The following is a 25129-nucleotide window of genomic DNA, read 5'->3' as shown; positions in this document are numbered from 1 at the left end:
GATGGACCTGCCCGTTCTCTGGTTCGCGATCGTCGGGGTGTTCTTCGTCGGGTACTTCGTGCTCGACGGCTTCGACTTCGGCATCGGGATGTCCCTGCCCTTCCTCGGCAAGGACGACACCGACCGCCGCGTGCTGATCAACACCATCGGCCCCGTCTGGGACCTCAACGAGACGTGGGTCATCGTCGCCGGAGCGTGCCTGTTCGCGGCGTTCCCCGAGTGGTACGCGACGATGTTCTCCGGGTTCTACCTGGCGCTCCTGCTCATCCTCGCGGCCCTCATCGCCCGCGGCGTGTCGTTCGAGTATCGGCACCAGCGCCGGCACCCGGAGTGGAAGCGCCGCTTCGACCTGATGATCATCGTCGGCAGCGCGGTGCCGTCGTTCCTCTGGGGCGTCGCCTTCGGCAACGTCGTCCGCGGCATCCCGATGGACGCCGGACACAACTACACCGGCACCCTGTTCGACCTGCTCAACCCGTTCGCCCTGCTCACCGGGCTCGCCACCCTCCTGGTCTTCTTCACGCACGGCGTCGTGTTCGTCGCGCTGAAGACCGAGGGCGAGATCCGCGAACGGGCCAAGCGGCTCGCGACCCGCGCGGGCGTGCTCACGATCGTCGTCGGCGCTGCGTTCCTGGTGGCGATGGCGTTCGTCCGAGCGACGCCGGCGAGCCTCGTGCTCTCGGTGGTGGCCGCCCTCGCCCTCGTCCTCGCGGTGCTCTGCAACGCCTGGGGCCGTGAGGGACGCGCGTTCACCCTCATGGCGGTCACGATCGCCGCGGTCGTGCTGGCGATGTTCACGGCGATCTTCCCCGACGTCATGCCCGCCTCGAACGACCCGGCGAACAGCCTGACCGTGTGGAACGCGTCGAGCGGGCAGTACACGCTCACGGTGATGAGCTGGGTGGCGCTGGTCTTCGTCCCGCTCGTGCTCGCCTACCAGGCCTGGACGTACTGGGTCTTCCGCAAGCGCGTTACCCGCACCCACATCGAGGCTGCTACGGCGTGACCGGTGACGGTCTGACGCCACCACGGCCGGTCTGGAGGCGCGCTGCGGGCCCGCACCGCGCCTCCAGACCGTGCCTGGTCGCCGCGTGGACATGGCAGGACGTTGTGCCCTGCCGCCGGTCGCGTCAGGGCGCGATCATCTCCGCATGAGCACGACGAACCAAGTGAGCACGATGACACCCGCGGTCGTGGACCTCGGAGTCCGCGACCTGATCCTCCGCTCCTGGCGCTCGGAACGGTCCCTGGACGCCTCGACACTCGACGTGGCCGTCGACGTCGGCGGCAACCAGATCGTCCTGACCGGTGATGTGGGGTCGTACACCGATCGGCTGACAGCCCACGAGATAGCGTCCGGACACGCCACCGGGTTGCTCCCGGTGCGGAACCGTATCGTCGTGCGTCCGCTCGAGTGCGATCCGACCGAACCGGACGCGGTCCTCCAGGCCAGGGTGGAGGGTGCTGTCCGCGATGCTGCGCCGTACGCCGCTGTCAGGATCTCCGCGAGGGACCACGTCGTGCGGTTGTCGGGTCGACTCGGCGACGACGACGAACGGCGACGCGTCCACGCCGCGGCAGCACGCAGCCGCGGAGTGCACTTCGTCGACGACCGCACCACTATCGCTGCGAGTGACCCCCGTTCCGGACGGACCTTGGTCCCTGTCCCTCGTTCGCGGGCCATGGAACCGTCGTCGGCATGAAGAACCGGATCGCTTCCGCACCGCCCCGTCACCGCGCCGTCGAGGACCCGACCGAGAACCCTCCGAGCGTGACCATCGAGCTGTGTCCGACGAAACCACTGGACGTCGAGACGTTGCTCAGCATCGGTGTGACGCTCCGCGCCGCCGATCGACTGCACCCACACGAGCGCTGAGCGCGCGATCGTGGATGCTCGAGCGACAACTCAGCCACCCCCGGCCGGAGCCGGGGCCGCCTCGCGCCGCGCCTGGTGCGAGCTCGAACCAGCCGTACGCGCGGGACTCCTCAGCGAGATCAGCCACCTCGCGGTGGCGGGCACGGGTGCCGGCCGAACGCCATTCGAACGGACCGATGGGGCAGTCTTCGACTCCCCCGCCGTTCGCTGCGACCGCGTCCTGATCGCCATGGCCGACCTGCTCCGGACGGTGTCCGTTCCTCGCCGACGAGCACTGCGCTCCGCGCAGGTCGTGGTCGACACCGGGTTCCCGCTCGAGCGCGCCGTCGTGTCCGTCGCCGCGGCGCTGATCGTGGGGGAAACGGTGACTCTGGGGTTCGTGGGCGGCCTGGACCGAGCGTCCGCCGCCTACGTCCGGTCGCTGGCGGCACTGTTGCCCGGGCGCGTCCTCCGCGTCCGCTTCGGTGATCGGCTCGTGTCGGGTGGGTACGACCGGGTGAGCTGGTTGTCGCCGTCCTGCTGCGCGGAGTCCTCGCCGTTCGACCTGCGCATCCTCGATCAGATCAAGTCGACGTCGCTCCCCACCTCGGTGCTCGGTGGGACTTCTGACCCTGCCGTGCGATGAGCGCCCGCGGCAGGGTGACTCCACGGGCGCCGATTGGCGCGGGACACCGGGTCCCGGCACGCCCGTGAGGAGAGGTCATCCCATGAAGGCAGCAGTCGTCCACCAGTTCGGTCAGCCCCTCGTTGTCGAGGACCGGCCGCTCCCCGCACCCGGCGCCGGACAGGTCCTCGTCCGGATCGAGGCCTCCGGCCTCTGTCACACCGACATCCACGCAGCACGCGGAGACTGGCCGGTCAAGTCGACGCCGCCGTTCGTCCCCGGCCACGAGGGCGTCGGCATCATCGAGGAGCTCGGTGACGGCGTCACGAACCGACAGATCGGTGACCGGGTCGCGCTCCCCTGGCTCGGACACGCCTGCGGCCACTGCCGCTACTGCGTGGAAGGCCGCGAGACCCTCTGCGAACAGCAGCAGAACACCGGCTACTCAATCGACGGCGCCTTCGGGCAGTTCGCCGTCGCCGACGCGGACTACGTCGTCCCGGTCCCCGCCGGCGTCGCCCCGGAGGACGCAGCCCCGCTCACCTGCGCCGGCGTCACGACCTACAAGGCGCTCAAGGTCGCCGGGATCACGCCGTCCGAGACCGTCGCGGTCTTCGGCGTCGGCGGGCTCGGACACCTCGCTCTGCAGTACGCACGGGTGTTCGGCGCGCAGGTCATCGGCGTTGACGTCGAACCGGCCAAGCTCCAGCTCGCCCGCGACCTCGGTGCGGACCGCGCCGTCGATGCGTCCTCGGGCGACGCCGCCGCCCAGATCCAGGAGCTCGGCGGCGCGGACGTCGCCGTCGTGCTCGCAGCGTCCGCCAGCGTGTTCGAGCAGGCGTTCGCCTCCCTGAAGCGGGGAGGACGCCTCGTCTGCGTCGCACTGCCGGCGGACGGCACGATGAGCATCCCGATCTTCGACACCGTCCTCAAGGGGATCTCGATCATCGGGTCGATCGTCGGGACCCGGCAGGACCTCGCTGAGGTCTTCGCCCTGCACGCCGCCGGACGCACCCGGGTCGTGTCGGTCCGCCGCCCGCTCGCCGACGTGAACGAGGCGATGGCCGACGTGCTCGCCGGTCGGGTGCCGGCCCGGATCGTGTTCGACATGCCGCCCGTCCAGCGCGAGCAGATCGTCGCCGAGGACGAGTCCACGCAGGCTGGAACGCGATGATCGGCACGGGCCTCGCGGTCCACGACGACCGGACGCTCGTCGCGTCGGAGTGCTGGTCGCTCATCGGACGCGTCCGGAGCGGCCGGCTCGTCCGAGGCACCGTGTCCCAGGCGGAGGCGGTCGTCGTGGACCCCGCAAGCGGGTGCCTCGACCTCGAGGGACCCCGCCTCGGAGACCTCGGTTCGCGTACGACGGCTGTGTTCGAGACGGGCGCCCAAGATCCGACGGGGGGGCTGGAGCGTCATCGTCGTCGGACGCGCCGAACCGCTCGTCATCCGGGCCGGACGCGACGGACCGCTGCAGCGCTGGCGCTTCGACGTCCAGGAACTCAGCGGGATCGTGTTCACGTCCGACGCGCTTCGGGCAGACCGGGCTGACGCCGTCCGTACCTGACCTGCAGGCACGGCACGGAGGGACGAGCAGAACGGCCCGGTGCGAGCAGCACCGGGCCGTCTCCATGCTCCGGTCAGATCCTCCCCGCGCCTCCGGGCGTCGCGGGGATCCCCTCACCACCGCGCACGTCCGTCCTCCGTCCGGCACGGTCCCACGGACGGGCGTCGGCGATGTCGAGCAGTTGGGCACCGAGTCCGAGGACGATCGTCACCACGGTCACGAGGACTCCGAGGACGGGGATGTGCAGCGCCACGACGAGGACCGCACCGCCCAGGAGCGCCGTGACGACCGGCCCGCGTCGGCCGCGGAGGATCAGGCGTCCGATCATGAACGCTCCGTACGGGAACGCCGCGAGGGTCAGGACGAGCAGGACCAACAGTCCAGTCAGGGCCAGGGGTGCGCCGATGACCGTCACGAGCAGGAGGAGCAGGGCGAGCGGAGCGGCGACTGCTGTGACGAAGCCGACCAGTGCGGCCCTCCAGGGCGCCGCACGGAGCCGGTCGGTCACCCGGGTGAGCTGCCGAGGGACGAGGAGCCCGGCGGCCAGCGTGATCAGGCCCAGTGCGACGAGTGCGTACAGCAGGCCGACCAGCCAGGACGCGAACGCCTCGCCGGCGGTGGGGCGATAGGTCGTCCGGTTCGGATGGACGTGTTGCACCGACCCGTCGACGTGGTCGGCACGCATCTGCGCGGTGTGGTCGCTGACGTAGACGACGTCCCCGCCGATCGTCCCGGCGACGGTCAGCCGGTCCACGCTGAGTCGCGCGTCGCGGCCGAGGTCGCCCGCGACCGAGATCGTGTTCGCCGCAGCGACGAGGTCCTCCTTGACCGACCCCGACTGCGCGATGCTGATGCTGGACGCCGCGATGGTAGCGCTCCGCCGGACCGTGCCGGTGACCACGGCGGACTGAGCTGCGAGCCGGACGTCTCCGTCCACCTCTCCGGTGACGGTCACGGTCTGTGCGGCCGCGATGACGTCCCCGGTGACCCGCCCACTCACGGTCACGTTCTGGCCGGCGGCGTACACGTCCCCGTCCACGTTCCCGGCGACCTCGACGTCGGTGCCGCTGAGGAACCGCGGGCCGGTCACGCGCTCCGTCGCGCCGATCCTGGACGGGTCGTCCTGTGTCGTCGTGACGGCTGCGGCGGCGCCTCCCGTGACGGCTGTCAGAGCGACGACGATGCCGAGGACGACCGCCGAGCGCGGGACGTGACGGCGGGCGGTGGGCTGGGTTCGGTGTCTGGTCATCATGGCGGCTGTGTCGCGGGCTGGCCGTCGGCACGACAGGGTCGGAGGTCCTTGCTCGGCGCCGCGAGGGAGCGCCGGTGGGCGGGACCTTCGGCCCTGCCGGCGTCGTCCGCCCGCACCTAGCGTGCGGTGATGGGATGCGGCTGGAGCCGCAGGTGGGCGCAACCGGTGTCCACTGCGAAGGGAGTGACCATGACCGCCTACACCGTCGCCATCGACGACACGACTGCCGCCTGGAGGACCGTGGACTGGATCGCGGACGCCGTCGACCCTGCGACGGACAGCGTGCGGCTGGTCACCGTGAGCGAGTACACCGGCGAGGCCCTCGAACGGTCCGAAGAGCGACTCGAGGCGGCGGAGCAGCGCTTGCGCTCGACGCATGCCGAGCTCACCGTCCGGCACGACGTGACCGGCGGGCCGACCGTGGATCGCCTCGTGTCGGACGCCACGCGCGGCGACATGCTCGTGATCGGCGGCAACCAGGTGCACACGTTCGTCGCCGCGGCGCGGGGACGCGTGGCCGAGCGGGTGGTCGCGCACGCCGTCACCCCGGTCGTGGTGGTCCCGGAACACTGGGAGCGGTCCGACGGTCCGGTCGTCGTCGGTGTCGACGGGCGGTCCGCGTCCGCCGCGCTGTCCTGGGCCGCCGACCGAGCGGCCCGTGGCCGTCACGAGCTCGCCCTCGTGCGCGCCTGGGCGGTCCCGAGCGCGGTCGACGCCTACGCTGCGGTCGACCTCCAGGAGGACCGAGACCTCTGGTCGAAGGAGGCCGACCTCGAACTCCGGGCCGCGCTCCGGGCGGTCGGTGCCGCGCAGCCAGGGCTCCACGTCACCGGCGAAGCCGTCGAGGGGCAAGCTCGCGACGTGGTCCTCCGGTCGTCCCGGGGTGCGTCGTTGATCGTGGTCGGGCGTCGCCACCGGACGGCACTGGGCGGGTTCATCACGGGGTCGGTCGGTGAACGCCTGATGCACGAGGGGCACGCGCCGGTGTGCATCGTCCCCGAACCGACGCACACCGGTGGGGGCGCGGAGTCCGAGCGCCGTCCGGAACAGCTGCACGCCGAGGTGCGGTGATGCGCGACAGCAGCGTCGTCGGGACCGAACACGTGGTGGTCGGCATCGACGGACACGAGGCGAGTGACCGAGCGGTGGACTGGGTGGCCGTCCGGCGCCTCACGCCAGGGAGCCGGGTCGAGCTCATCACCGTCACCAACGGATGGGGAGGTGACCGACTGGCCCTCGACCGACGGCTCGCCCGCGCCGCAGAGCGCCTGACCGTGGCACACCAGCGGGTTGACGTCGCAGTGTTCCGGCTGTCAGGGGTGCCTGACCGGATGCTCGCGGACGCTGCATCGACCGCGGACCTGCTCGTCATCGGGAACCGGCGCCAGCACCGCGTCCGAACAGCGCTCGACGGGTGGATGCCCGAACGCGTGCCGACCCTCGCGAACGGTCCGACCGTCGTCGTCCCGGAGGACTGGCGACCGACGCACGGGGACGTCGTCCTCGGGGTCGACGACGCCACTGGTGACACCGCGCTCCGCTTCGCCGGGTCCCAGGCCGTCCGGGAGCACCGGCGGCTCAGTTTGGTGCGCTCGTGGAAGGTCGCCGAACCCGCCCGGGTCGGAACGCTGAGCGCCTTCGAGGACCCCGAACTCGTCGAAACGCACGCACGGGAGGTCCTGATCGACGCCGAACGGCTCCTCCACACCCGGTTCCCCGGACTGCAACACCGACCTGTCGTCGAGGAAGGCGACACGGCCGACGTCCTTGGCAGGTACGCCGAGGACGCGTCGATTGTCGTCCTCGGACGACATCACACGTCGACGCTTGAGGGTCGGCTCTTCGGCTCCACTGCACACGAGCTCATCAGTGGTTCGCGAACTCCGGTGTGCATCGCGCCGCTGCGCTCACCGGACCCGCGCCGACGATGAACGGTCCGACCTCCACGGCGCCCACTGCCGACCTCGCCGAAGGGCTCACGTCAACAGCCGCGGCGGCGCGGCTCGCCGAGGACGGGCCGAACGCCGTTGGCACATCGGCACCGAGCCTCGTGCGCACGATCGCCGGACAGTTCCGCAACGTCGTGCTCCTCCTCCTGCTCGCCACCGCGGTCGTCTCCGCAGTGCTCGGGCAGGTGCAGGACGCCGTCGTGATCACCGTCATCCTCCTCACGAGCGTCGGGCTCGGTACGGTCAACGAGTACCGATCCGCGCTGGTGTCCTCGGCGATGGCCGACCAGTTGCGGCACACCGCTCGGGCGCTCCGCGACGGGGTCTGGACGACCGTCGACGTGCGCGACGTGGTCGTCGGTGACCTCGTGCGCCTCGGGGTCGGCAGCGTCGTGCCCGCGGACGCAGCACTCGTGTCGGCACAGGATCTCCAACTCGACGAGAGCGTCCTCACGGGAGAGTCCCGTCCCGTGGAACACCGGACCGACGAATCCGTGCTCCAGGGCGCAGTCGTCGTCGCCGGTTCCGGTGATGCGCGGGTGACGGCCACCGGGAGGGCGACGGAGTTCGGCGGCATCGCTGCTGGTCTGCGTTCCCGTGCGCCCGAGACAGCGTTCCAGGCCGGCCTGGCGCGCTTCTCGATGCTACTGGTCTGGGTCGCCGTGTCGCTGATGGTCCTGATCGTGGTGGCCGGGATCGCGTTCTCCCGCCCACTGCTGACGACGGTGCTGTTCGCGCTGGCGATCGCCGTCGGGGTGACGCCGCAGCTGCTCCCCGCCGTGGTGAGCACCGCGCTCGCCTCCGGCGCCCGACTCCTCAAGCGGTCGGATGTGCTCGTGAAGCGTCTCGTGTGCGTCGAGGATCTCGGCGGTGTCGACGTCCTCGTCACCGACAAGACCGGCACGCTCACGTCGGGGGGCCTCCGCTTCCAGGATGCGCTGGACCCCAGTGGTCGCCCCGCTTCGACGCTCCTGGGCGTGGCCCGGGTTACCGTGCCACCAGACGTGCGCGCCGACGGTGCGGCCGGCTCGGTCGCCGACGTCCTCGACCGCGAGATCCTCGACGCGTCGGCGGCGAACGCGGCACCGGACGGCTCACCGGTCGTCCTCGCCACCCGGCCGTTCGACCACGAGCGGATGACCTCGTCGGCGCTGGTCCTCGAACACGACGGAAGCCGCCGCCTGGTCGTCAAGGGCGCTCCGGACGTCGTGCTGGCGCGGTGCAGCGACGTCGCACCCGCTGGCCAGGAGACCTTGCAGCGGTTGCTCGCCGCCGGTCACCGGGTGCTCGCGGTCGCGACCGCGGCCGTGCCCCGAGCGACGACGACCGCGGACCCGATCGCGGTCAGCAGTGCGTTCGTGCTCGAGGGGTTCCTCGTGTTCGAGGACCCGCCCCGCGCCGGCGTCGCGGACGCCATCGGCGCGTTGCGTGACCTCGGTGTCCAGGTCGTCGTGGTGACCGGCGATGACCCGGTGGTCGCCGCCGGTCTCGCGCGCGACGTCGGCATCCCCGTCGGTTCCGCCCTGCTCGGGAGCGAGATCGGTGCTGCAGCCGACCAGACCCTGGCTGCCCTCGCTTCCCGGGTGCTCGACGCCGGCGTCGTCGCTCGTGTCCGCCCCGCGGACAAGGCGGTCGTCGTGCGTGCGCTCCGCGACGCGGGGAGGACCGTCGCGTTCCTCGGCGACGGCGTGAACGACGCGCTCGCGCTGCACGCGGCGGACGTCGGCATCTCGGTGCTCTCGGCGACCGACGTCGCCCGGGACGCGGCGGACGTCGTCCTGCTCGACAAACGACTCGACGCAGTCGCCACCGCCGTCCGGACCGGTCGGCGGGTGTTCGCCAACACCCTCAAGTACGTGATGATGGGCACCTCGTCGAACATCGGCAACATGCTCAGCGCTGCCGTCGCGGCGAGCTTCCTGCCGTTCCTCCCGCTGCTGCCCGCGCAGGTCCTCCTGAACAACCTGATCTACGACCTCGGGCAGCTGGCGATCCCGACGGACCGTGTGGATCACGAACGGCTCACGTCTCCCGCGCGCTGGGACGTCGGCGCGGTCCGTCGGTTCATGCTCGTCTTCGGACCGGTGAGCTCGCTGTTCGACTTCATCACGTTCGCCGTCCTCCTCGGTGTGGTGCACGCCGGCCCGACGGAGTTCCGGACGGTCTGGTTCGTCGAGTCGCTCCTCACCCAGTCGCTGGTCGTGTTTGTCGTTCGCACGAACCGCGTTCCGTCCTGGCGCAGTCGGCCAGGACGGTGGCTCACCCTCGGTGCACTCGGTTCGGCGGCCCTCGGAGTCGTGCTGCCGCTGAGCCCGATCGGAGTGCTCGTCGACTTCGCGCCGCTGCCCGGCAGCCTGCTCGCGGTCATCGCCGTGATCGCCGTCGTCTACCTGCTCCTCGTCGAGGGGCTCAAGGCGTTCGCGTTCCGGTACGTGTTCCGGAACGATCTCGGAGCGCACCACACCGCACACCACGTGCGCCGCTTCGCAGCTCGCTTCGGTCGGACCCGCTGACCGCAGGCGCGTCGCGCCCCGGGTCGGTGGGACTTCCGGCCCTGCGCACGAGCAACGGTGCGTCGCATGCTGGTCCGACCGGGCGAGAAATCGGAGCGATCACGCTCGTTCCGTCCCGCAGACCAGGAGGAAAGACCATGGAAGCAGCGGCGACCGGACCATCGAACGAGGCGAAGGATCCGCGGGCTCAGGGAGCGGGCGGACTCGATGCGACCCCGCTGGACGAACTCGTCGTCACGCTCGACGCGGACCAGTGTTGGGAACGGCTGCACCGCAGCCGGATCGCCCGCGTAGCGTTCCGCACCCAGGAATCGCTGGAGATCATCCCGGTGAACTACGTCACAGAGACACGGAAACTGGCCTTCGCGACCTCGAGCAGTGTGATCCTCGACGCCGTCCACTCCGGGCGCGAGATCCTGATGGAGGTGGACGAACACGACGGGTGGACCGCCTGGAGCGTCGTGGCGAGGGGAACCGCCCACATCCCCGACACCCGGCACGTGACGGCGCAGCGGATCCGCTCGATGCTGGCGACACCGAAGCGCGCCACCGTCGTGCTCGAGCCGACCAGCGTCACCGGCCGGCTCTTCGACCAAGCCGCTCCATGACAGCCCCTCGCGGTCGCGCCGGGCGGGAGGACGGAAGGCGCGGTGCGAACCTGCACCGCGCCTCCCGTCCGTCACGACTACGCTGGATGCTCGCGATCGCCGCACCCTTTCTGGTCGCCGCGGCGGTGGTCATCGCCGCGCCGCACGCCGAGGAGGCGTTCCTCGTCCTCCGCGAACTACCGCCGAGCGCCTCGATCGTCGCCGGCGTGGCGGTCCTCGCCGAGGCGGTGTCCCTGACGGCCGCGTCTCGTGCTACCCGCGCGTTCCTGGGCCCCGACGCGCCGAGCTTCCGGCACGTCCTCGCGGTCGACCTCGTCGCGCAGGGGGTCCGCAGCGTTCTGCCCGGTGGAGCGGCGACCTCCGCGGGGTTGCGCATCTCACTCCTGCGACGCTTCGACGTGCCGGTCCCGATCGCGGCATCCGCGGCCACAACCGGGGTCGTCGTGTCGAACACCGTGCTCGGCGCACTCTTCATCAGTGGTGTGGCGCTGACCGCCTGGCACGGCCGTCCTTCCCCTGGTGTCACCCTCCTCGTCGGAGCTGTGCTCGTGCTCGCCGTCGCTGTCGGTCTGGGTTGCGCGCTCGTCGCTCGCCGAACCGATCGCGTTCGGAAGGGGGCCGTGCGGTTGACGGCGCCGCTGCGGCGAGCCGTCGGGCATCCGTCGGAAGCAACCATCGTCGGCTACGTCGACGGACTGGCCCTGGGGATGAGTCAGCTCCGATCGGCACGGACGCTCGCGACCCTGCTCACCTGGGTCGGATGCAACTGGGCTGCCGATCTTGTGGCCTTCGGGCTCATGCTCGTTGCTGCGGGCGCTCGACTCCCGTGGCCGGTCGTCGTCCTGGCGTACGGCATCGCGAACGTCCTGGCCACCGTTCCGATCACGCCCGGGGCGCTCGGGCTGGTCGAGGGAGCCGCAGTGACCACGCTTCACGTCGCAGGGGTCCCGACGTCGGTTGCGCTGCTCGGCGTCCTCGGCTGGCGTGCCGTCGAGTACTGGCTACCGATGCTCGCCGCGCTGGTCGTCGCACCGTTCTTGCTCGCCTCGACCCGCCGTCGCGGTGGAGCATCGTCTTGGTCTCGGCTGCGTTCTCGCCAACTCACACCTCGCCGCTCGTACCGAGGGCCTACCCGATGACGAACACCGCCGCCGGAGCGAGCGCGAGGAGCACGACGAAGCATCTGGACCTTGACTGCACCCGGACCGATCCGGGCGGCACGAGGATCGCCGGCGGGAGCAAGACCAGCCGGCAGAGGATGCTGCCGCCGGTGTGGTCGCTCTCGCGTCTGACGTCTCGCGACGTCGTCGGGGAGCGTGACCCGGGCGCCGTGGCGAGTGGACAGAGCTCCTGGAACGAGCCCGCGGTCGCGGTGCAACATCGGAGAAGACGAGAGCCTGCGCACAACCAACTGGCACTTCAGCGGTGCGTGATGGCTGCAGGGGAACGAGCCGAATGCATGCCGAGCGGACGGCCGAATGCGTGCGTCAGCATGTGCTGTCACCTAGGACGTTCTGGAGTTCTAGAGCGGGCCGGCGGTGAAGCGACCTGATCGATCGGGAGCATGAGGATCGTGCCCCGCCGGCGCGACTGACGGGACGGGACGACAGTCGAGTGTCGGGCTCGAGTCGGCCGGTGTGTCCCGGGACCTGAGCCAGAGACACGGGACGTGCGACACGGGACACGGGACACGGGACAAGATCGCGAGCGGGACAACCGAACTCGTCCGACGCTTCCGCCCGCTTGGAACAGATCACGCGGGGACTTGAGGGTGTCAGGCGAAGGCCGGTGCTGCCGAGGATGCAAGGGACGGGGTGCGCGTTCCGGGCATGCCCAGTTGGGCGATTCTGGGCCGACGCTGAACTGGTCGAGCCACAGGTTTCGTCGCCTTTTTCTCGGCCAGTTCCTGCGCTGCTGCTCCTTCATCTCAAGTGTCAACTGCTGCCCCGTGCGTGTCTGCGGATCGGTCACGCTCTGACCGCTCTTCGGCGCCGAAGTGGAACACCCCGGCAACGGTCCGCGAGCGGCCGAACAAGGTACGGCGGTGTCGCGCCCGCACGCGCCACGGCGCACGGTCCGCGCATACTCCGAACTGTGCACGCAGAAGAAGCCGCTCGTCGACGGGTCACCCTGAAGGAGGCCTGCCGTTCTGTTGAACGACTCGTGCTGCTGCTTTCGGAGAACGGCGGCCACGAGGAGCTCGCGCTCGAAGCGATCCGCCGCTCACGTCGCGTCGAGCGCATCGCCGCAGAGGCGGATACTCGTCCGTCCATGACCGCAGCACAGCAGACGCTGGATCGAGCCCTGGCGCTCCTCCGGGTCGGCGCACACCGAGGAGTCGCTTCCATCGAGTTCTTCATCGCCGTGGTTGTGAGCCTCGACTCAGAATCGACTGCACAGTCGCCCTCGCCCTTCCTCCAGCTGCACGAAGACGCTCGGCGCCTGACGGCAGAACTCGCGCCGCTCCTGCACAGCGCGGACGAGGCCGACCCGATCGTGCAGGCGTTGCTGACCGCCCAGGGAGAACTGTGGTCCGTCGCGTCGACTGACATCGAGGGAGTCGCCGCGACGCGCAGACGTCTCAGGACGCAACGCGCGGCCCTCCGATTGGTTCCCGGCTGAGGGAGGGCACGTGCGACAACGTCCGGTCGCGCCGCTGCGCCGTCAGTCGTGACGAGTCGCGTGCGCACGGCCATGGAGAAGCGGGTCGAGTTCGCTGCTCGTGAGCACGGTGATACCAAAGAGACGCGCCATGGCGAGGACTGCGTCGTCGTTCGAGATGATTGCCCATTCGTCGCCGAACAGGCCCTCTTCCTCTTCGTGGACGGCGTCCAGAGCGCATGCCACGAGCATCGGATCCGCGTTGCCCTTGCCGCTGTACAGGTTGACCAGACGAACGTCGTCGACCGGCACACGTTTCATGACCCGTTGCAGGTGGTGCAACACCCGTCCCGTCGTCCGGTACTCCAGCTCGGTCAGGGACACGATGTCCGGGAGGAAGCGAGCTTCGTGCAGCACCTCTGAGGGGATACGACAGTGCTCCCTGATGAACGGCGTGGAGCGTTCCTCGACCGTGAGTCGCGAGAGGGCGTTGTTGTCGAGGAGGTACCGGTACCCCATCATCCGAGCGCCTCCCGGAAGTCGCGGATCTGGTGTGGCTTGATCTTGTTCGCACAGACCACTCGGCAGAAGTCGCCTGGGGAGACGCGTCCGGCGTCGAGTGCCCGGAGCATGCGCGCCGAGAACTCCCTTCCGTTGTACGTGCGGACGCCGTTGACCGGCTTGGGCTGCTGTGCTCGGCTGGGTGGCCGAGCAGCGAATTCTCGCCCTAGGGCGTTGAGATGTGACGCGGCGACGGCGGGGCTCACGAGACGGAGACGCCGCGCTCGGACGACCAGGGCGCTCGGCGTGACGTTGAATCGATCTGCGGACGCCTTGAGGTCCTCGAGTGTCGCCAGCGCGAGCCCTCGAACTGCCTGCTCCGGCATCAGGATCTCCCCGACGATGTCGTACTCGCGTCCTGGCCCGACGGCCGGACTACTGCCGTCGTACGTCACCGGGGCGAAGATGCCCCGCGCGACGAGGACGGCAAGCAACGTCAACGTGAAGAGCTGCCGTCCTTCGGGCTCCTGCGCATCGCCGTGGTCCCCGCGAGCGAGAAAAATGTAGGGGACCTTTTTGTCCTTGATGGTCAGCCCGCTGAACTTCACCTCGATGAGCTGTGGCATGAACCCACGGACGCTCAACGAGACGAAGACCTGGTGTGCCTCCAGGCGCTCGATCAGAATCTCGAGCGCGCGCTTCTTCGTCCGCGCTTGAGTGAGCGTGTCGTGCTGCAATCCGAGAGCATCGACGAGCACCTTCGCGTCCGCTGCCGCTGACCCTCGCGACCTCTTAAGCAGACCCACGATCCGGTTGTCCTCGAGATCCGGATCGTGCTTGCGAAGGAGCATCTGTTTCCGGATGAGGTCCTTCACGATGAGCTCGACGTCCTTGACGTCGACGGTCGTCCGTGAATTGAGCGCGAACGTCTCCTTGCTGACCCCTTGGAGGAGCTTGTCCGTCTTGGTCGCGATCTGCGCACGGACGTGATCGTGGGGAGCGAAGAACAGCGGGTACGGGATGTCCGCCTTCCTCGACAGTTCGACGAGCTCACCAAACGTGATCTCCGAGCGGTCCAGCGCTTGCCGGTACGGAGCGCGGCCACTGACGACCGAGTTCTCGAAGAGGTCCTCGAAGACCCGGCGGTCGATCATGGTGCGGGTGCCGTTCAGCGCCACGGCGATCGGACGGACTGAGCCGAGCTGGTGCAGTCGTGGTTGCTCCGCGCGCATCCCTCGACGGTCACTCATTCTCGCGGCGGCCGCGACCCCGTGTTCGAGGTACGAGGCCGGCCAGTGCGCGCTCTTTCCGATTGCTGACCGAAAGTGCTGGGCCGCGCACATCAGCTCGCAGACCACCCGCCGTCCGACTGAAGAACCGCTCCGGGGCTATCAAAGGGACGGGCTGGCGGTGAGAGACCGCGCCGCACTCCGGCGCGAGCCCTCGATGTCGCTCAGCTCTGTGCTTCAGGAGCGGACTCGGACAAGCCGTCCCGTGATGGTCCCGTGGTGCGGGCGACGGAAGGAGGGGAGTCGCCCATGAGCTTCTCCCATCGATCCCGGATGTTCTCTTCTTGGGCGCGACTCATCAGCAGCGGGATGCGAACGCCCTCGAATGTCTGATCTATGAACCGCTCCAAGAGCCCCGCGATCTTCTCGTAGTAGTCCGCGACTTCCTTCGCATCATCGAGTGTCCAGACGGCGTGCTCAGACGTCGTTGCACCGTTCCGGGAGGTGGCCGGTCGACTGCTCCGCTCGCCGTAGTGCTCACCGGGCGTCTTCATCCGGTACCAAACCGAGTGCACAAGGAAGTTGCGCTGCGGCCGAGCCGCGCTGATCGCTTTGTCGATCGCGATGAGCTGTTCGAGCTGCGCCTCGGTGATCTTCTTGTTGTAGCGGGCGGCCCGCAGGCACATCTGTTGAAGCCGCGAGATGTCCTCGCCTGCCGTGAGCACCCGGCCGTAAGGCGACTCGATGAGAAGTGCGAACAACTCGCGCAGGTTCTGCTCGACCCGCGCGGACTCCGCCGCCGTGCGGCCGATCGCCGCGTACATCGCCTGGGTGGGCCGCTCTGTGCGAGCCACCTCAAACTTCTTCTCGCTCGAAGAGCACGCCGAGCGGACCGATGACAGACGGGCGCACCATCTGCGCAACCGTCCATCCCTTTGCTGCGTAGCGGTTGATGGTCTCGTTGAAGACTGCGACGTGCTTCGCCTCGTTGCCAGACCCGTTGATGGTGACGTACTCGTAGCGCTTCATCTTGCCCTCTCAACCCGTGTCGACGTTAGCAACCAGTGCGGACGCGTCTACTTTGCCAAGACACAACACGACTACTCTGCTGGGACGGGACCATCCTTCCCTACGCACGGTTCCCCCCCCCCCCCCCGCGCACGGCGGGGATTCCTGGGAGGTGACGACGCAGTGCCCCGACGCCCTCGGTCAGCACGAGTATCCCGATGCAAAGAGGAAGCGCCATACGGACCGGACGCCACTCCGCGCGATCCGGTCGACCGCACTGGCTTCTGTCAAAGTCACTGGCATCTCATCCTTGGTGATCACGGAGAGAATTCGTGCGCGGCAGGTCTGCCGCAGACAGTCCTGCTACCGATGACGGCGTCATCGACGGTCATCGGGGCAGCGGCTACGACGTGAGTTCCGGAACCGTAACGCATGGCCGCAACCGGCCCGTTCGGAGAACGATTCGCTCAACGAGAGCACCAGGGGCCCCGGCGTCGAGCCTCGCTGAACGCCTGAAGTGACGGAGGTCTTCCGTACAAACCGAGCCCGTCCCATCAGCGGAGGACGACTCGCCGACGTGACCTGGGCTTAGCCTCCTTCACCACGGCTGATGTGGCGTTCGCGCATAGACGGTGTGTCACCCACTCCGGGAGGCAACGAGCTGACGAAGCCCGTTACGTCCAGCACCGAAAGCGAACTGCCCATGCCCACGTCCTTGAGCCGCCTGACCGCGGAATCGGAGACCCGCGAGCTCACCCAGAAGTATGCGGCTCTCCTCAAACCGGCTGAAGCCGCATCGTTCCTCCTCACGTCCGTCGGGACGCTCGCCCAGCGGCGCTACCTCCGCCGCGGTCCCGCGTACATCAAGGTCGGCCGCTCCGTGGCCTATCGCCTCGGTGACCTGCTCGACTATGTCGAGCAGACGCGCGTATCGCACAACGGAGTGGCTGCCTGATGGCCACGATCCGTGAATACGAGACGGCGAAGGGCAAGCGGTTCGAGGTCGGGTACACGAAGCCGGACGGCGGAAGGACGCGGAAGCGTGGGTTTCGGACCAAGCGTGACGCGAAGGTCTGGTCCGCGGCGAACCTCATCGCAATGAGCAAGCCGAACTACCGCACTCAGTCCGACCTGTCGCAGAAGCTCGGCCCGTTCATCGACGAGTTCCTCGCTCGACGCGCGACGCTCGCCGCTACCACGGTCGCGAACCGTGCGGCCGTTGCGGGCAAGTGGATCACGCCGTACTGGAGCGAGACGTCCCTGGAGGCGCTCACGAAGAAGTCGGTGAGAGCCTGGGTGGAGTCCATCCACGCCGCCGGCGCCGGTGCGCAAACGATCCAGAAGGCGCACCAGATCCTAGGGGGCGTCCTCGAGGAGTGTGTCGAGCAGGGCCTACACACCGGGAACCCGGCGCGAGGAGTCAAGCTGCCCACGGTGGTGACGCGCGAGCACGGTTACCTCAGCGCCCCGCAGGTCGCGCACCTCCTCGACGAAGCGCAGGAGCGCGACCGGATGCTCATCGCCTTCCTGGCGTTCTCAGGACTGCGGTTCGGCGAAGCCGCGGCTCTCACGTTCGCCGACCTCGACTTCGCGAACAACGTCGTGCACGTCCGCAGGTCCGCGACCGAGGTCAGGGGCGAGCTCGTGCTCGGTCCGCCCAAGAACGGCAAGGCTCGACAGGTTCCGGGAGTGCCGCAGGTCATGGAGCCGCTCCGACGACGCTCGGCAGGGCGTGAGGCACACGACCTCGTCTTCACCGGGCCGGGGGGCGGCATGCTCAGGCTCTCGACCTGGCGGCGTCGAGTCTTCGCTCCAGCCGTCCGGCGTGCGATCGCAAGCTGGCCAACGAGCAACTTCGCGCGCGGAGCGGTCGTGCAGCACTTCCCGAAGCTCACCCCGCACGACCTGCGGCACACCGCCGCGAGCCTCGGGGTTTCCGCGGGCGCCACCGTGCCCCTCGTGCAGGGCATGCTCGGTCACGCCAAGCCGAGCATCACGCTCGATGTCTACACCGGACTCTTCCCGGCCGACTTCGACCCGCTAGTCACCAAGCTCGGCGACCTCGACTCTGGAGCGGGCATCGCGGACCGGCTCTGACCGCCCTCTCCCCCTTCATCCTTCGCGCCGAGTGCCGGCCTGTTCGATTCGTCGACAGGCCGGCATTCGGCTTTCATGCTTGCTTCCAGTAGCTGACAGCACGGCTGCGCACCGCCCGCGGAGCATCGGAACCGAGCGACGCGCGCGCGGGAAGGACTCATGCGTCGGGTTCGACTTCCCGGATCATCCTTACTCGAAGGACACGTCTCGAGCGCTACCCGAAGAGCCCGTGCATCAGGTCGGGGACGCCTTGTCCTGCCGAACCGGACCGCCGCCCGGCGACGTCCTTGCGTCGAGCCAGGTAGTACCTGCCGTGCCTCGGCTGCGAGCACCAGGGCCTGATTCCATCGGGCTCTTTGCGACGTCGCTCGCATCACGGGCACGCGCCGACTGTCGCGCATCGACGACATGGTGCGATCAGGACGCGTCGATCGACCGGATCTCTTGACGCGTCGCCTACCCGACATCGGGCGAGACGTAGGGCGGTGGAAGCTTTCGCTGATCGTGCCAGAACCGTGCCACGGCACCTGATCCGAGCCTTGGGCAACGCGTGGAGAAACACGAAAACCCCCGGATTTCCGGGGGTTTTCGGCTGGTGGGCGATACTGGGATCGAACCAGTGACCTCTTCCGTGTCAGGGAAGCGCGCTACCGCTGCGCCAATCGCCCAGGGGAGTGTGGAGCTGGAGGTGGGGACGGGATTCGAACCCGCGTGGACGGCTTTGCAGGCCGCTGCCTAGCCTCTCGGCCACCCCACCATCGAGGTTCACGTCTCCGTGAGTACCCGAACGGTGGGATACCCTCTGGTGAGTCGTGGTCGTCCGGAGACTCCCACACTCGAGCGGATGACGAGATTCGAACTCGCGACCCTCACCTTGGCAAGGTGATGCGCTACCACTGCGCCACATCCGCACTTCGAAGCGGCCCGAAGCCCGCCTCTGTCTCTCCGCTGTCGCGGCGACGAGAAGAACTCTATACGAACCGGACGGCATCCGCCAAAATCCTCCCCGTTCACCGGGCGTGTCCCCCGTGTTCATGCGGATCCGGGCCGGTCCGGCGCCATCCGACGACCCTTGATGGAGTAGCAACCGTCGAGTCGGGAGCGGGAACCCGACGCCTTCTGCTCCACCGTCCACCGGCGAGCACCGGAGACCTCCCGCCGAGCACGCCGCCGAGCAGCGCAGCCGTGCCCGCGGCCGACCGCGCCACACCCGGGCGGCGGCACGTGTTCGGCACACCCTCCAACGTCCGCTACTATCGACAGGCACCCAAGTGCAGGGGGCGATTGGCGCAGTTGGTAGCGCGCTTCGTTCACACCGAAGAGGTCATCAGTTCGAGTCTGGTATCGCCCACAGTGCCCATTCAGGGCCTGAAGAACACCCAAGTAGAGCCCGGCGCCATCGCGTCGGGCTCTAGTTGTTCCCCCGAGGCTTGTTCCCCCGAGCGCACGCACGACCCGAAGGACCCATGACCGACGTCGACCTCGAGTTCGCCCGCGTCCGTGCGGTCCTCGACCGCCCGACGCTCCGGCTCATGTCCCGCCCGACGAGCGCCGCCGTCCTCGCGGTGTTCCGGACGGTGTTCGACCGCGACGTCCAGTACGTCCCCGCCGACCGCATGCACCTGCAGGTCGAGGAGCACGTCGCGCGCCTGCAGGCGACGGGCGCGCGCGTGCCCGCGAGCGACCAGACCTCGGGCGAGCCGACGGACACCACCGCGCGTCCGAACGGCCGTGCGCTCTGCCGCGACTGGGTGGCGGCGCAGTGGCTCGTGCGCTCGAACTCCGCCGACGGCGACGAGCAGTACTCCCTGACGAGCCACGCCCTCGAGGCCCTGAGCATGGTCGATGCACTGGCCGCCGACCGGGCCCTCATCAGCGAGAGCCGGCTCGCCATGATCGTCGACGCCGTGCACCGGTGGGCGGCGCGCGCCGAACCGGACCCCGACGTGCAGGTCCGACGGCTCGACGCGCAGATCGCCGAGCTGCAGGCCGAGCGGGACCGCCTGGCGAACGGCGACGAGGTCGTCACGGTCGACGACCACCGGATGCGCGACGGCTACACGAACATCTCCGACCTGATCCGGCAGCTGCCGAGCGACTTCAAGCGCGTCGAGGAGGCGGTCGCCGCGATGCACCGCTCGATCGTCGAGGACTTCCGGCAGGAGGTGCGCCCGATCGGCGAGATCCTCGACGACTACCTCGCCCGCACGGACGACCTCATGCAGGCGACGCCGGAGGGCCGCGCGTTCGAGGGCGCGTTCGAGCTCCTCCGCGACGACGCCCTGCTCCTGCGGCTCCGGGACGACATCGCCACGATCCTGGCCCACCCGTTCGCGGACACGCTCGGGTCCGGGGAGCGCCGGGCCTTCCGCAACACGGTCGGCATCCTCCGCCAGGGCATCGAGGACGTCCTCGCCCAGCGCCGGCAGCTCACCGCGACGTTGCGCGACCAGATCGTGGCACACGACGTCGTCCGGGACCGCGAGCTCGACGCCGTGCTCCGCTCCGTGAACCGCGGCCTGGCGTCGTGGATCGAGCAGGGCAGCGCCCGCGACCGCGTCCCGCTCGGCCTGCTCCCCGCGACGGCCGAGGTCGGCACGCTCCGCGAACGCTTCCACGACCCGGACAACGACGCCGTCCCGCCGCCCATCGAGGAGCCCGACGACGACGTCTTCGAGGAACTCGACGTCGAGAGCCTCCGTCGGCACGGCGGCCCGCTCCTGGCGGAACTCCGCGCGGCGCTCCGCGACGCCGCGGACAGCGCCGACGCCTTCCACGCGCTCCCGCCGGAGCAGCGCCGGCCGGTCGAGCTGTTCGGCCTGGCGCACCTGCTCACCGGGAACGACGACTTCGAGACCGCCACGCACGTGGTCCCGCACCGCACGGTGCGTCCCGACGGCGAGCCGGTCACCTTCCACATGCCCACGGCGTCCCTGACCGGCGCGCCGGCGGACACCCAGCACGACCACGACAACGGCCAGGAGGCACGGTGAGCGACACGACGACGGCTCCCGTCGACAGCGTGGACCGCGACGAGACGGACCTCGGCGTCGTCGACACGACCGGTGACGACGAACGCGACGAGACCACGTTCGCCCTCTTCGAGGGCGACGAGGGACGGCTCGACGAGCCGCAGCGGCGCGCGCTCGTCGCGCTGCTCCGCAGCACGTACGTCAGCGCCCGCACGCACGCCGACGAGTGGCGCGCGGTGCTGGACGGCGAGCACCAGCTCCGCTCGCGGCTGAACGACCTGTTCCTCGAACTGCACGTCGACCGGGACCGCGAGGTCGCCTGGAAGCGCCAGGCCCGCTCGGAGAGCCAGCGCCGGGCCTTCCCGACGCTGCTGCGCGACGTCCCGTACACGCGCGAGGAGACGATCGTCCTCGTCTACCTGCGGATGCGGCTGCGCGCCGACCCCCGCCCGGGCCTGGACCAGGTCGTCGTCGACCGGTCCGAGATCACCGGGCACGTCGCCGGGTTCCTCCCGCCGTCGACCGACCGCACCCGGGACGAGTCCCGCGTCGCGAAGGCGATCGACCGCCTGGTGACCGCCCGGGTCCTCGTGAGGACCTCCGACCCGGACCGCTTCCGGGTGGCCAGCGTCGTCGAGGTGCTCCTCCCCCTCGAGCAGCTCCGCGAGCTCGAGCACTGGCTGCGCGACGCGACCGCCGCCGGTGGCGAGCCGACGGACGGCGCCGGGACGAGCCTCCCGGCCGAGCCCACCGACACCGACGACGAAGGCGAGCCGAGCGCATGACCGACACCGCGACCGACCCCGCCGGCGTGCCCGCCTGGGGCATGGACGCGCTCTTCGACACCGTCGCGCAGTGGCGTGCTGAGTCGATGCAGGTCGTCAACTGGGGCGGCTTCCACGGCCACCGGCACGTCGAGCTGTCCGGCACCGCGACGCTGATCTCCGGCGCCTCCGGCACCGGCAAGTCGACCCTGATGGACGCGTACCTGGCGGTCATGATGCCGTCGGACGTGCCGTTCAACGGCGCGTCGAACGACGCGACCACCGGGCGCGCCCGGAGCGCCGACCAGCGCAACCTGCTCACCTACCTGCGCGGCAAGGTCGACACGCGACGGGACCCGGAGACCGGCGCCCTGCGCGACGTCAACCTGCGCGGGGACGACCAGACCACGTGGGGCGCGGTCGCGGTGACGTTCCGGAACGACGACGAACGGCGCTTCACCGTGCTGCGGACCTACGTCGTGCCGAAGCGGGCGCGGGGCGTCGGCGACATCCAGATGACCATGGCGACGGTCGACGACACGTTCGACCTGCGCCGGCTCGAGGAGTTCGTGCCGTCCCGGTTCCACCACCTCGAGCTGACCAGCCGGGTGCCGGGGCTCGTCGTGCGGGACACCTACCAGGAGCTCGCGTACACGCTGCAGACCCGGCTCGGGATCGGCGACTCGGGCGGCGGCAACCGGGCGATGCGCCTGCTCGCCCGCATCCAGGCCGGCCAGCACCTGCCGACCGTCGACGCGCTGTACAAGTCCCTGGTGCTCGAGACGCCTGGGACGTACGACGCCGCCGACCGGGCGCTCGCGCACTTCTCCGCCCTCGACGAGGCGTACGAGGCGATGGACACCGAGGAGCGCAAGGTCCGCATCCTCGAGCCGATCGTCGACCTGCACGCCGAGATCGAACGGTCCCGCGCGGCCGCGGCGGCACTGGACGGCATCGCCCCCGGCGCCGAGGTCTCCCCCTTCGCGCACTGGACGGCTTCGCGCAAGCGCGCCCTGCTCGACGCCGAGGTCGACCGGAACACCCGCGAGCGCACGGCGGCCCGCGCCGACGTCGCCGCGACCGAGGCCCGGCACGCCGCCGTCGAGATCGAGCTCCGCGAGGCCGAGGGGCGCCTGCGCGACCAGGGCGGCAACGCGCTCGCGCAGCTCGAGGACCGCATCGACCGCGGCACGCGCGAGCGGGACACCATCGCCCGGACCCGGGCCACGTTCGAGGAGCGCACCGCGCCGCTCGGGCTGACGCTCGACACCGAGGCCGCGTTCGGCGCGGCGCAGCGGACCTCGCGGGAGTTCCTCGGCTCGGTCGCCCGGCAGCGCGTCGCCCTCGACCAGCGCCGCGACGCGCTGACCCGCGAGGAGTACCCGCTGCTCGACCGCGAGCGGACCCTGCGGCAGGAGCGGCAGTCGCTCGAGCACCGGCAGGGTGCGATGCCGCTGCCGATGCACGAGGCACGCCTGGCGATGGCGCGCGCGGCCGGGATCGACCCCGAGTCGCTGCCGTACGTCGCGGAGCTCCTCGACGTGCTCCCCGGCGAGGAGCAGTGGCGCACGGCGATCGAGTCCGTCCTGGCGCCGGTCGCCCGCACGCTCCTGGTCGACCAGGACCGGCTCGCCGACTTCAGCCAGGCGATCGACGCCCTGCGGCTGCCCGTCCGGGTGCAGTTCGAGGGCGTCCCGACCGGGCCGCACCTCGACCTCGACGGCGACCCCGCGATGGTCTCCGGCAAGCTCACCATCAAGGACTCCCCCTTCAGCACGTGGGTGCGGGAGCGCATCGAGTCGGACCGGATCGACGCCCGCTGCGTCGACACCGCCGCCGAGCTCGGTGGCGGCGGCCGCCGGGTCACCCCGTCCGGACAGCTCCGTGACGGCAAGCGCGGCGCGCATGGCGACCGGCGGCAGTCGAACGTCATCGGGTTCACGAACGAGGCCCGCGTGGCCGCGGTCGAGCAGGAGCTCGCGGCGATCGCGCAGGACCTCGCGACCCTCGAGGCCCGCCGCACGGACGTCGCCCAGGACCTCGCCGCGCTCGACGTCGTCCGCGCCGCCCACGAGCACTTGGTGGACGCGACGTGGGACGGCATCGACGTCGCCGGTGCGGACGAGTCGCTCGCGCGGCTCGACGCCGAACGCCAGGCCCTGCTCGCCGCGGACGACGGCCTCCGCACGCTCCGCGAGTCCGTGGCCCGTCTCCGCCGGTCCCTGGACGAGGCAGCGGACCGACGCGCGAGCGCCCGGCAGCAGGTGACCCGGCTCGAGGAGCGCCACGCGGTGCTCGTCGACGGGCAGGACGCCGCCGCGGACATCCTCGAGCGCTTCGACTCGGCACCGGGGAGCGTGCCAGACGACGCGCAGGCGCAGCTGCTGGCCGAGACCTTCGAGGAGGTCGGCGCCCCCGAGGGCATCGACGGCTTCGACGACGCCACCCGCCGCCTGCGCCGGCGACTCGAGGAGCGGCTCACCCAGGCGCTCGACGGGGCTGCGGCGGCCTCGAACGCCCTGACCGTGACGTTCCAGCGGTACCAGGACGCGTGGCCGGACCCGAACCTCGGCACCGGCGTCGCGTCGTGGCCGGACTACCACGCGATCCTCGAGGAGATCGTCGCCACCGGGCTGCACGCCCGACGCACCGAGTGGCGTCGTCGGCTGTCGCAGTGGAGCGGCGAGGACCTCGTGCCGCTCGCCGGAGCCTTCGACCGGGCGGTCGTCGAGATCGAGGAGCGGCTCGAACCCGTCAACGAGATCCTCCGCGAGCTGCCCTTCGGTGCGAACCGGGACCGTCTGAAGATCCAGATCCGCCGGGTCACGCGCGAGGACGTCACGGCGTTCCGCCGGGAGCTCCGCGCCCTGTCGGCCTCGGTGGACACGGAGCTGACCGACGACGTGCTCGAGACCCGCTTCCGACGGCTCCGCCGGTTCATGGCCGTCATCCGGCCGGAGCCGGGCGGGTCCCGTGGGCGCACGACGCAGCGCGACGCGGTGCTCGACGTCCGCCGGCACATGGAGATCACGGCCGTCCGGTACGACGTGGACGGCAACGACCTGGGCGTGTACTCCTCGCTCGGCGACAAGTCCGGCGGCGAGACGCAGGAGCTCGTCGCGTTCATCGTCGGGGCGGCCCTGCGCTACCAGCTCGGCGACGAGACCCGTCCACGGCCCCGGTTCGCGCCGGTGTTCCTCGACGAAGCGTTCATCAAGGCGGACTCGGAGTTCGCGGGGCGTGCCGTGACGGCGTGGCTCCGGCTCGGGTTCCAGCTCGTGGTGAGTGCGCCGCTCGACAAGGTCACGGCGCTCGAGCCCTCGATGGAGCGGCTGCTGTCGATGCGGAAGCACCCCGACACGGGCCACTCGTCCATCACGGAGATCGCCCGGGCGTAGGCGCGGCGCGGCGGGGCGAGGGGGCGGACGCGCGTGCCACATGTGGCACGCTCGCCGTCCCCCGCCGACACTTCGCGCCCGCCGGACGATGCGCACGCGGCACGTCGTGCACGCTCGCGGAGCCGCGCTCGGGTTCCGGGCGCGTCCGGGCGCGTCCGGGGCGTCCGGAGCGTCCGGGGCGTCCGGGGAC

20 protein-coding genes and 4 tRNA genes are annotated in these 25129 nt (G+C 70.2%); 16 read left to right on the top strand and 8 right to left on the bottom strand.

Features of this window, described 5'->3' with window-relative positions; translation table 11 throughout:
• The first annotated feature begins 1 nt into the window (after position 1).
• From cydB to adhP, 4 genes are all read left to right on the top strand, one after another.
• Positions 2-1006 carry a cytochrome d ubiquinol oxidase subunit II gene (gene cydB, locus FB462_RS09155; protein WP_141861489.1) on the top strand — a complete coding sequence of 335 codons (1005 nt, stop codon included), beginning with the start codon at positions 2-4 and terminating at the stop codon, positions 1004-1006.
• A gap of 145 nt (positions 1007-1151) precedes the next feature.
• On the top strand, positions 1152-1703 hold the full coding sequence (locus FB462_RS09150) for a BON domain-containing protein (protein ID WP_167510068.1): 552 nt from the start codon (positions 1152-1154) through the stop codon (positions 1701-1703).
• 402 nt (positions 1704-2105) lie between these two features.
• Positions 2106-2501, top strand: coding sequence for a hypothetical protein (locus FB462_RS09145; RefSeq protein ID WP_141861487.1), 396 nt, complete (start codon positions 2106-2108; stop codon positions 2499-2501).
• An 82-nt stretch (positions 2502-2583) separates the two neighbouring features.
• Entirely contained in the window at positions 2584-3654 is a 1071-nt protein-coding gene (adhP, locus tag FB462_RS09140) for an alcohol dehydrogenase AdhP (protein ID WP_141861486.1), read from the top strand.
• Between the two features lie 466 nt (positions 3655-4120).
• Here the strand turns inward: adhP and FB462_RS09135 are convergent, their stop codons facing one another.
• On the bottom strand, positions 4121-5296 hold the full coding sequence (locus FB462_RS09135; protein WP_167510067.1) for a polymer-forming cytoskeletal protein: 1176 nt from the start codon (positions 5294-5296) through the stop codon (positions 4121-4123).
• A 192-nt stretch (positions 5297-5488) separates the two neighbouring features.
• Here FB462_RS09135 and FB462_RS09130 point away from each other — a divergent pair, with 192 nt between their 5' ends.
• The 6 genes from FB462_RS09130 (at position 5489) to FB462_RS09105 (ending at position 12991) form a co-directional block, all read left to right on the top strand.
• Positions 5489-6370: a universal stress protein gene (locus tag FB462_RS09130; protein ID WP_167510066.1), complete on the top strand. Its 882-nt coding sequence runs from the start codon at positions 5489-5491 to the stop codon at positions 6368-6370.
• The gene (locus FB462_RS09125; protein WP_022904011.1) at positions 6370-7230 is read left to right on the top strand and encodes a universal stress protein; all 861 of its coding nucleotides are present in this window, start codon (positions 6370-6372) and stop codon (positions 7228-7230) included. The genes FB462_RS09130 and FB462_RS09125 overlap by 1 nt, the downstream gene beginning before the upstream one ends.
• Positions 7227-9761 (top strand): cation-translocating P-type ATPase, encoded by a 2535-nt coding sequence (locus tag FB462_RS09120; RefSeq protein ID WP_141861482.1) that lies wholly within the window; start codon positions 7227-7229, stop codon positions 9759-9761. The genes FB462_RS09125 and FB462_RS09120 overlap by 4 nt, the downstream gene beginning before the upstream one ends.
• Before the next feature lie 137 nt (positions 9762-9898).
• The gene (locus tag FB462_RS09115; RefSeq protein ID WP_141861480.1) at positions 9899-10369 is read left to right on the top strand and encodes a pyridoxamine 5'-phosphate oxidase family protein; all 471 of its coding nucleotides are present in this window, start codon (positions 9899-9901) and stop codon (positions 10367-10369) included.
• An 86-nt stretch (positions 10370-10455) separates the two neighbouring features.
• A complete protein-coding gene (locus FB462_RS09110; RefSeq protein WP_167510065.1) occupies positions 10456-11508 on the top strand; it encodes a lysylphosphatidylglycerol synthase transmembrane domain-containing protein in 1053 nt (350 codons plus the stop codon).
• 955 nt (positions 11509-12463) lie between these two features.
• Positions 12464-12991 carry a hypothetical protein gene (locus FB462_RS09105; RefSeq protein ID WP_141861476.1) on the top strand — a complete coding sequence of 176 codons (528 nt, stop codon included), beginning with the start codon at positions 12464-12466 and terminating at the stop codon, positions 12989-12991.
• A gap of 42 nt (positions 12992-13033) precedes the next feature.
• Here FB462_RS09105 and FB462_RS09100 read toward each other — a convergent pair whose 3' ends face one another.
• From FB462_RS09100 to FB462_RS09085, 4 genes are all read right to left on the bottom strand, one after another.
• Positions 13034-13492 (bottom strand): hypothetical protein, encoded by a 459-nt coding sequence (locus FB462_RS09100; protein ID WP_141861474.1) that lies wholly within the window; start codon positions 13490-13492, stop codon positions 13034-13036.
• Positions 13489-14703, bottom strand: coding sequence for a hypothetical protein (locus FB462_RS09095; RefSeq protein WP_167510064.1), 1215 nt, complete (start codon positions 14701-14703; stop codon positions 13489-13491). Before FB462_RS09095 ends, FB462_RS09100 begins: the two co-directional genes overlap by 4 nt.
• A 221-nt stretch (positions 14704-14924) precedes the next feature.
• Positions 14925-15554 (bottom strand): hypothetical protein, encoded by a 630-nt coding sequence (locus FB462_RS09090; RefSeq protein WP_114851121.1) that lies wholly within the window; start codon positions 15552-15554, stop codon positions 14925-14927.
• A gap of 1 nt (position 15555) precedes the next feature.
• Positions 15556-15729 carry a DUF4177 domain-containing protein gene (locus tag FB462_RS09085; protein WP_114851120.1) on the bottom strand — a complete coding sequence of 58 codons (174 nt, stop codon included), beginning with the start codon at positions 15727-15729 and terminating at the stop codon, positions 15556-15558.
• A 694-nt stretch (positions 15730-16423) separates the two neighbouring features.
• Between FB462_RS09085 and FB462_RS09080 the strand changes: the two genes are divergently transcribed.
• Together FB462_RS09080 and FB462_RS09075 are read left to right on the top strand one after the other, a co-directional pair.
• Positions 16424-16663 (top strand): hypothetical protein, encoded by a 240-nt coding sequence (locus FB462_RS09080; protein WP_208738905.1) that lies wholly within the window; start codon positions 16424-16426, stop codon positions 16661-16663.
• Positions 16663-17805 carry a site-specific integrase gene (locus tag FB462_RS09075; protein ID WP_141861469.1) on the top strand — a complete coding sequence of 381 codons (1143 nt, stop codon included), beginning with the start codon at positions 16663-16665 and terminating at the stop codon, positions 17803-17805. Before FB462_RS09080 ends, FB462_RS09075 begins: the two co-directional genes overlap by 1 nt.
• Before the next feature lie 593 nt (positions 17806-18398).
• Here FB462_RS09075 and FB462_RS09070 read toward each other — a convergent pair.
• The 3 genes from FB462_RS09070 to FB462_RS09060 all read right to left on the bottom strand — a co-directional run bounded on the left by FB462_RS09070 (position 18399) and on the right by FB462_RS09060 (position 18716).
• Positions 18399-18473 (bottom strand) — tRNA-Val (locus FB462_RS09070).
• 15 nt (positions 18474-18488) lie between these two features.
• Positions 18489-18562: transfer RNA gene (locus tag FB462_RS09065), tRNA-Cys, on the bottom strand.
• An 82-nt stretch (positions 18563-18644) separates the two neighbouring features.
• Positions 18645-18716, bottom strand: a tRNA-Gly gene (locus FB462_RS09060).
• A 367-nt stretch (positions 18717-19083) separates the two neighbouring features.
• Between FB462_RS09060 and FB462_RS09055 the strand changes: the two genes are divergently transcribed.
• The 4 genes from FB462_RS09055 (at position 19084) to FB462_RS09040 (ending at position 24939) form a co-directional block, all read left to right on the top strand.
• Positions 19084-19156 (top strand) — tRNA-Val (locus tag FB462_RS09055).
• Positions 19157-19271: 115 nt separating this feature from the next.
• Positions 19272-20798 carry a DUF3375 family protein gene (locus FB462_RS09050; protein ID WP_141861467.1) on the top strand — a complete coding sequence of 509 codons (1527 nt, stop codon included), beginning with the start codon at positions 19272-19274 and terminating at the stop codon, positions 20796-20798.
• Positions 20795-21562, top strand: a complete 768-nt coding sequence (locus FB462_RS09045) for a DUF4194 domain-containing protein (RefSeq protein ID WP_114851106.1) — start codon at positions 20795-20797, stop codon at positions 21560-21562. Before FB462_RS09050 ends, FB462_RS09045 begins: the two co-directional genes overlap by 4 nt.
• Positions 21559-24939 (top strand): ATP-binding protein, encoded by a 3381-nt coding sequence (locus tag FB462_RS09040; RefSeq protein WP_141861465.1) that lies wholly within the window; start codon positions 21559-21561, stop codon positions 24937-24939. The genes FB462_RS09045 and FB462_RS09040 overlap by 4 nt, the downstream gene beginning before the upstream one ends.
• Positions 24940-25129 lie beyond the last annotated feature (190 nt).

The sequence above is a fragment of the Curtobacterium citreum genome (assembly GCF_006715175.1).
GTDB lineage: Bacteria > Actinomycetota > Actinomycetes > Actinomycetales > Microbacteriaceae > Curtobacterium > Curtobacterium citreum.
Note: the sequence above shows the minus strand (reverse complement) of the source record. Positions and strands in the feature narration are given on the sequence as shown.

Bases quoted from the DNA above. Each gene is read 5' to 3' on its own strand.
- FB462_RS09110 (WP_167510065.1), top strand. From the start codon at position 10,456: ATGCTCGCGATCGCCGCACCCTTTCTGGTCGCCGCGGCGGTGGTCATC.
- FB462_RS09150 (WP_167510068.1), top strand. From the start codon at position 1,152: ATGAGCACGACGAACCAAGTGAGCACGATGACACCCGCGGTCGTGGAC.
- FB462_RS09145 (WP_141861487.1), top strand. From the start codon at position 2,106: ATGGCCGACCTGCTCCGGACGGTGTCCGTTCCTCGCCGACGAGCACTG.
- FB462_RS09085 (WP_114851120.1), bottom strand. From the start codon at position 15,729: ATGAAGCGCTACGAGTACGTCACCATCAACGGGTCTGGCAACGAGGCG.
- adhP (WP_141861486.1), top strand. From the start codon at position 2,584: ATGAAGGCAGCAGTCGTCCACCAGTTCGGTCAGCCCCTCGTTGTCGAG.
- FB462_RS09095 (WP_167510064.1), bottom strand. From the start codon at position 14,703: ATGCGCGCGGAGCAACCACGACTGCACCAGCTCGGCTCAGTCCGTCCG.
- cydB (WP_141861489.1), top strand. From the start codon at position 2: ATGGACCTGCCCGTTCTCTGGTTCGCGATCGTCGGGGTGTTCTTCGTC.
- FB462_RS09075 (WP_141861469.1), top strand. From the start codon at position 16,663: ATGGCCACGATCCGTGAATACGAGACGGCGAAGGGCAAGCGGTTCGAG.
- FB462_RS09120 (WP_141861482.1), top strand. From the start codon at position 7,227: ATGAACGGTCCGACCTCCACGGCGCCCACTGCCGACCTCGCCGAAGGG.
- FB462_RS09040 (WP_141861465.1), top strand. From the start codon at position 21,559: ATGACCGACACCGCGACCGACCCCGCCGGCGTGCCCGCCTGGGGCATG.
- FB462_RS09115 (WP_141861480.1), top strand. From the start codon at position 9,899: ATGGAAGCAGCGGCGACCGGACCATCGAACGAGGCGAAGGATCCGCGG.
- FB462_RS09100 (WP_141861474.1), bottom strand. From the start codon at position 13,492: ATGATGGGGTACCGGTACCTCCTCGACAACAACGCCCTCTCGCGACTC.
- FB462_RS09135 (WP_167510067.1), bottom strand. From the start codon at position 5,296: ATGACCAGACACCGAACCCAGCCCACCGCCCGCCGTCACGTCCCGCGC.
- FB462_RS09130 (WP_167510066.1), top strand. From the start codon at position 5,489: ATGACCGCCTACACCGTCGCCATCGACGACACGACTGCCGCCTGGAGG.
- FB462_RS09125 (WP_022904011.1), top strand. From the start codon at position 6,370: ATGCGCGACAGCAGCGTCGTCGGGACCGAACACGTGGTGGTCGGCATC.
- FB462_RS09050 (WP_141861467.1), top strand. From the start codon at position 19,272: ATGACCGACGTCGACCTCGAGTTCGCCCGCGTCCGTGCGGTCCTCGAC.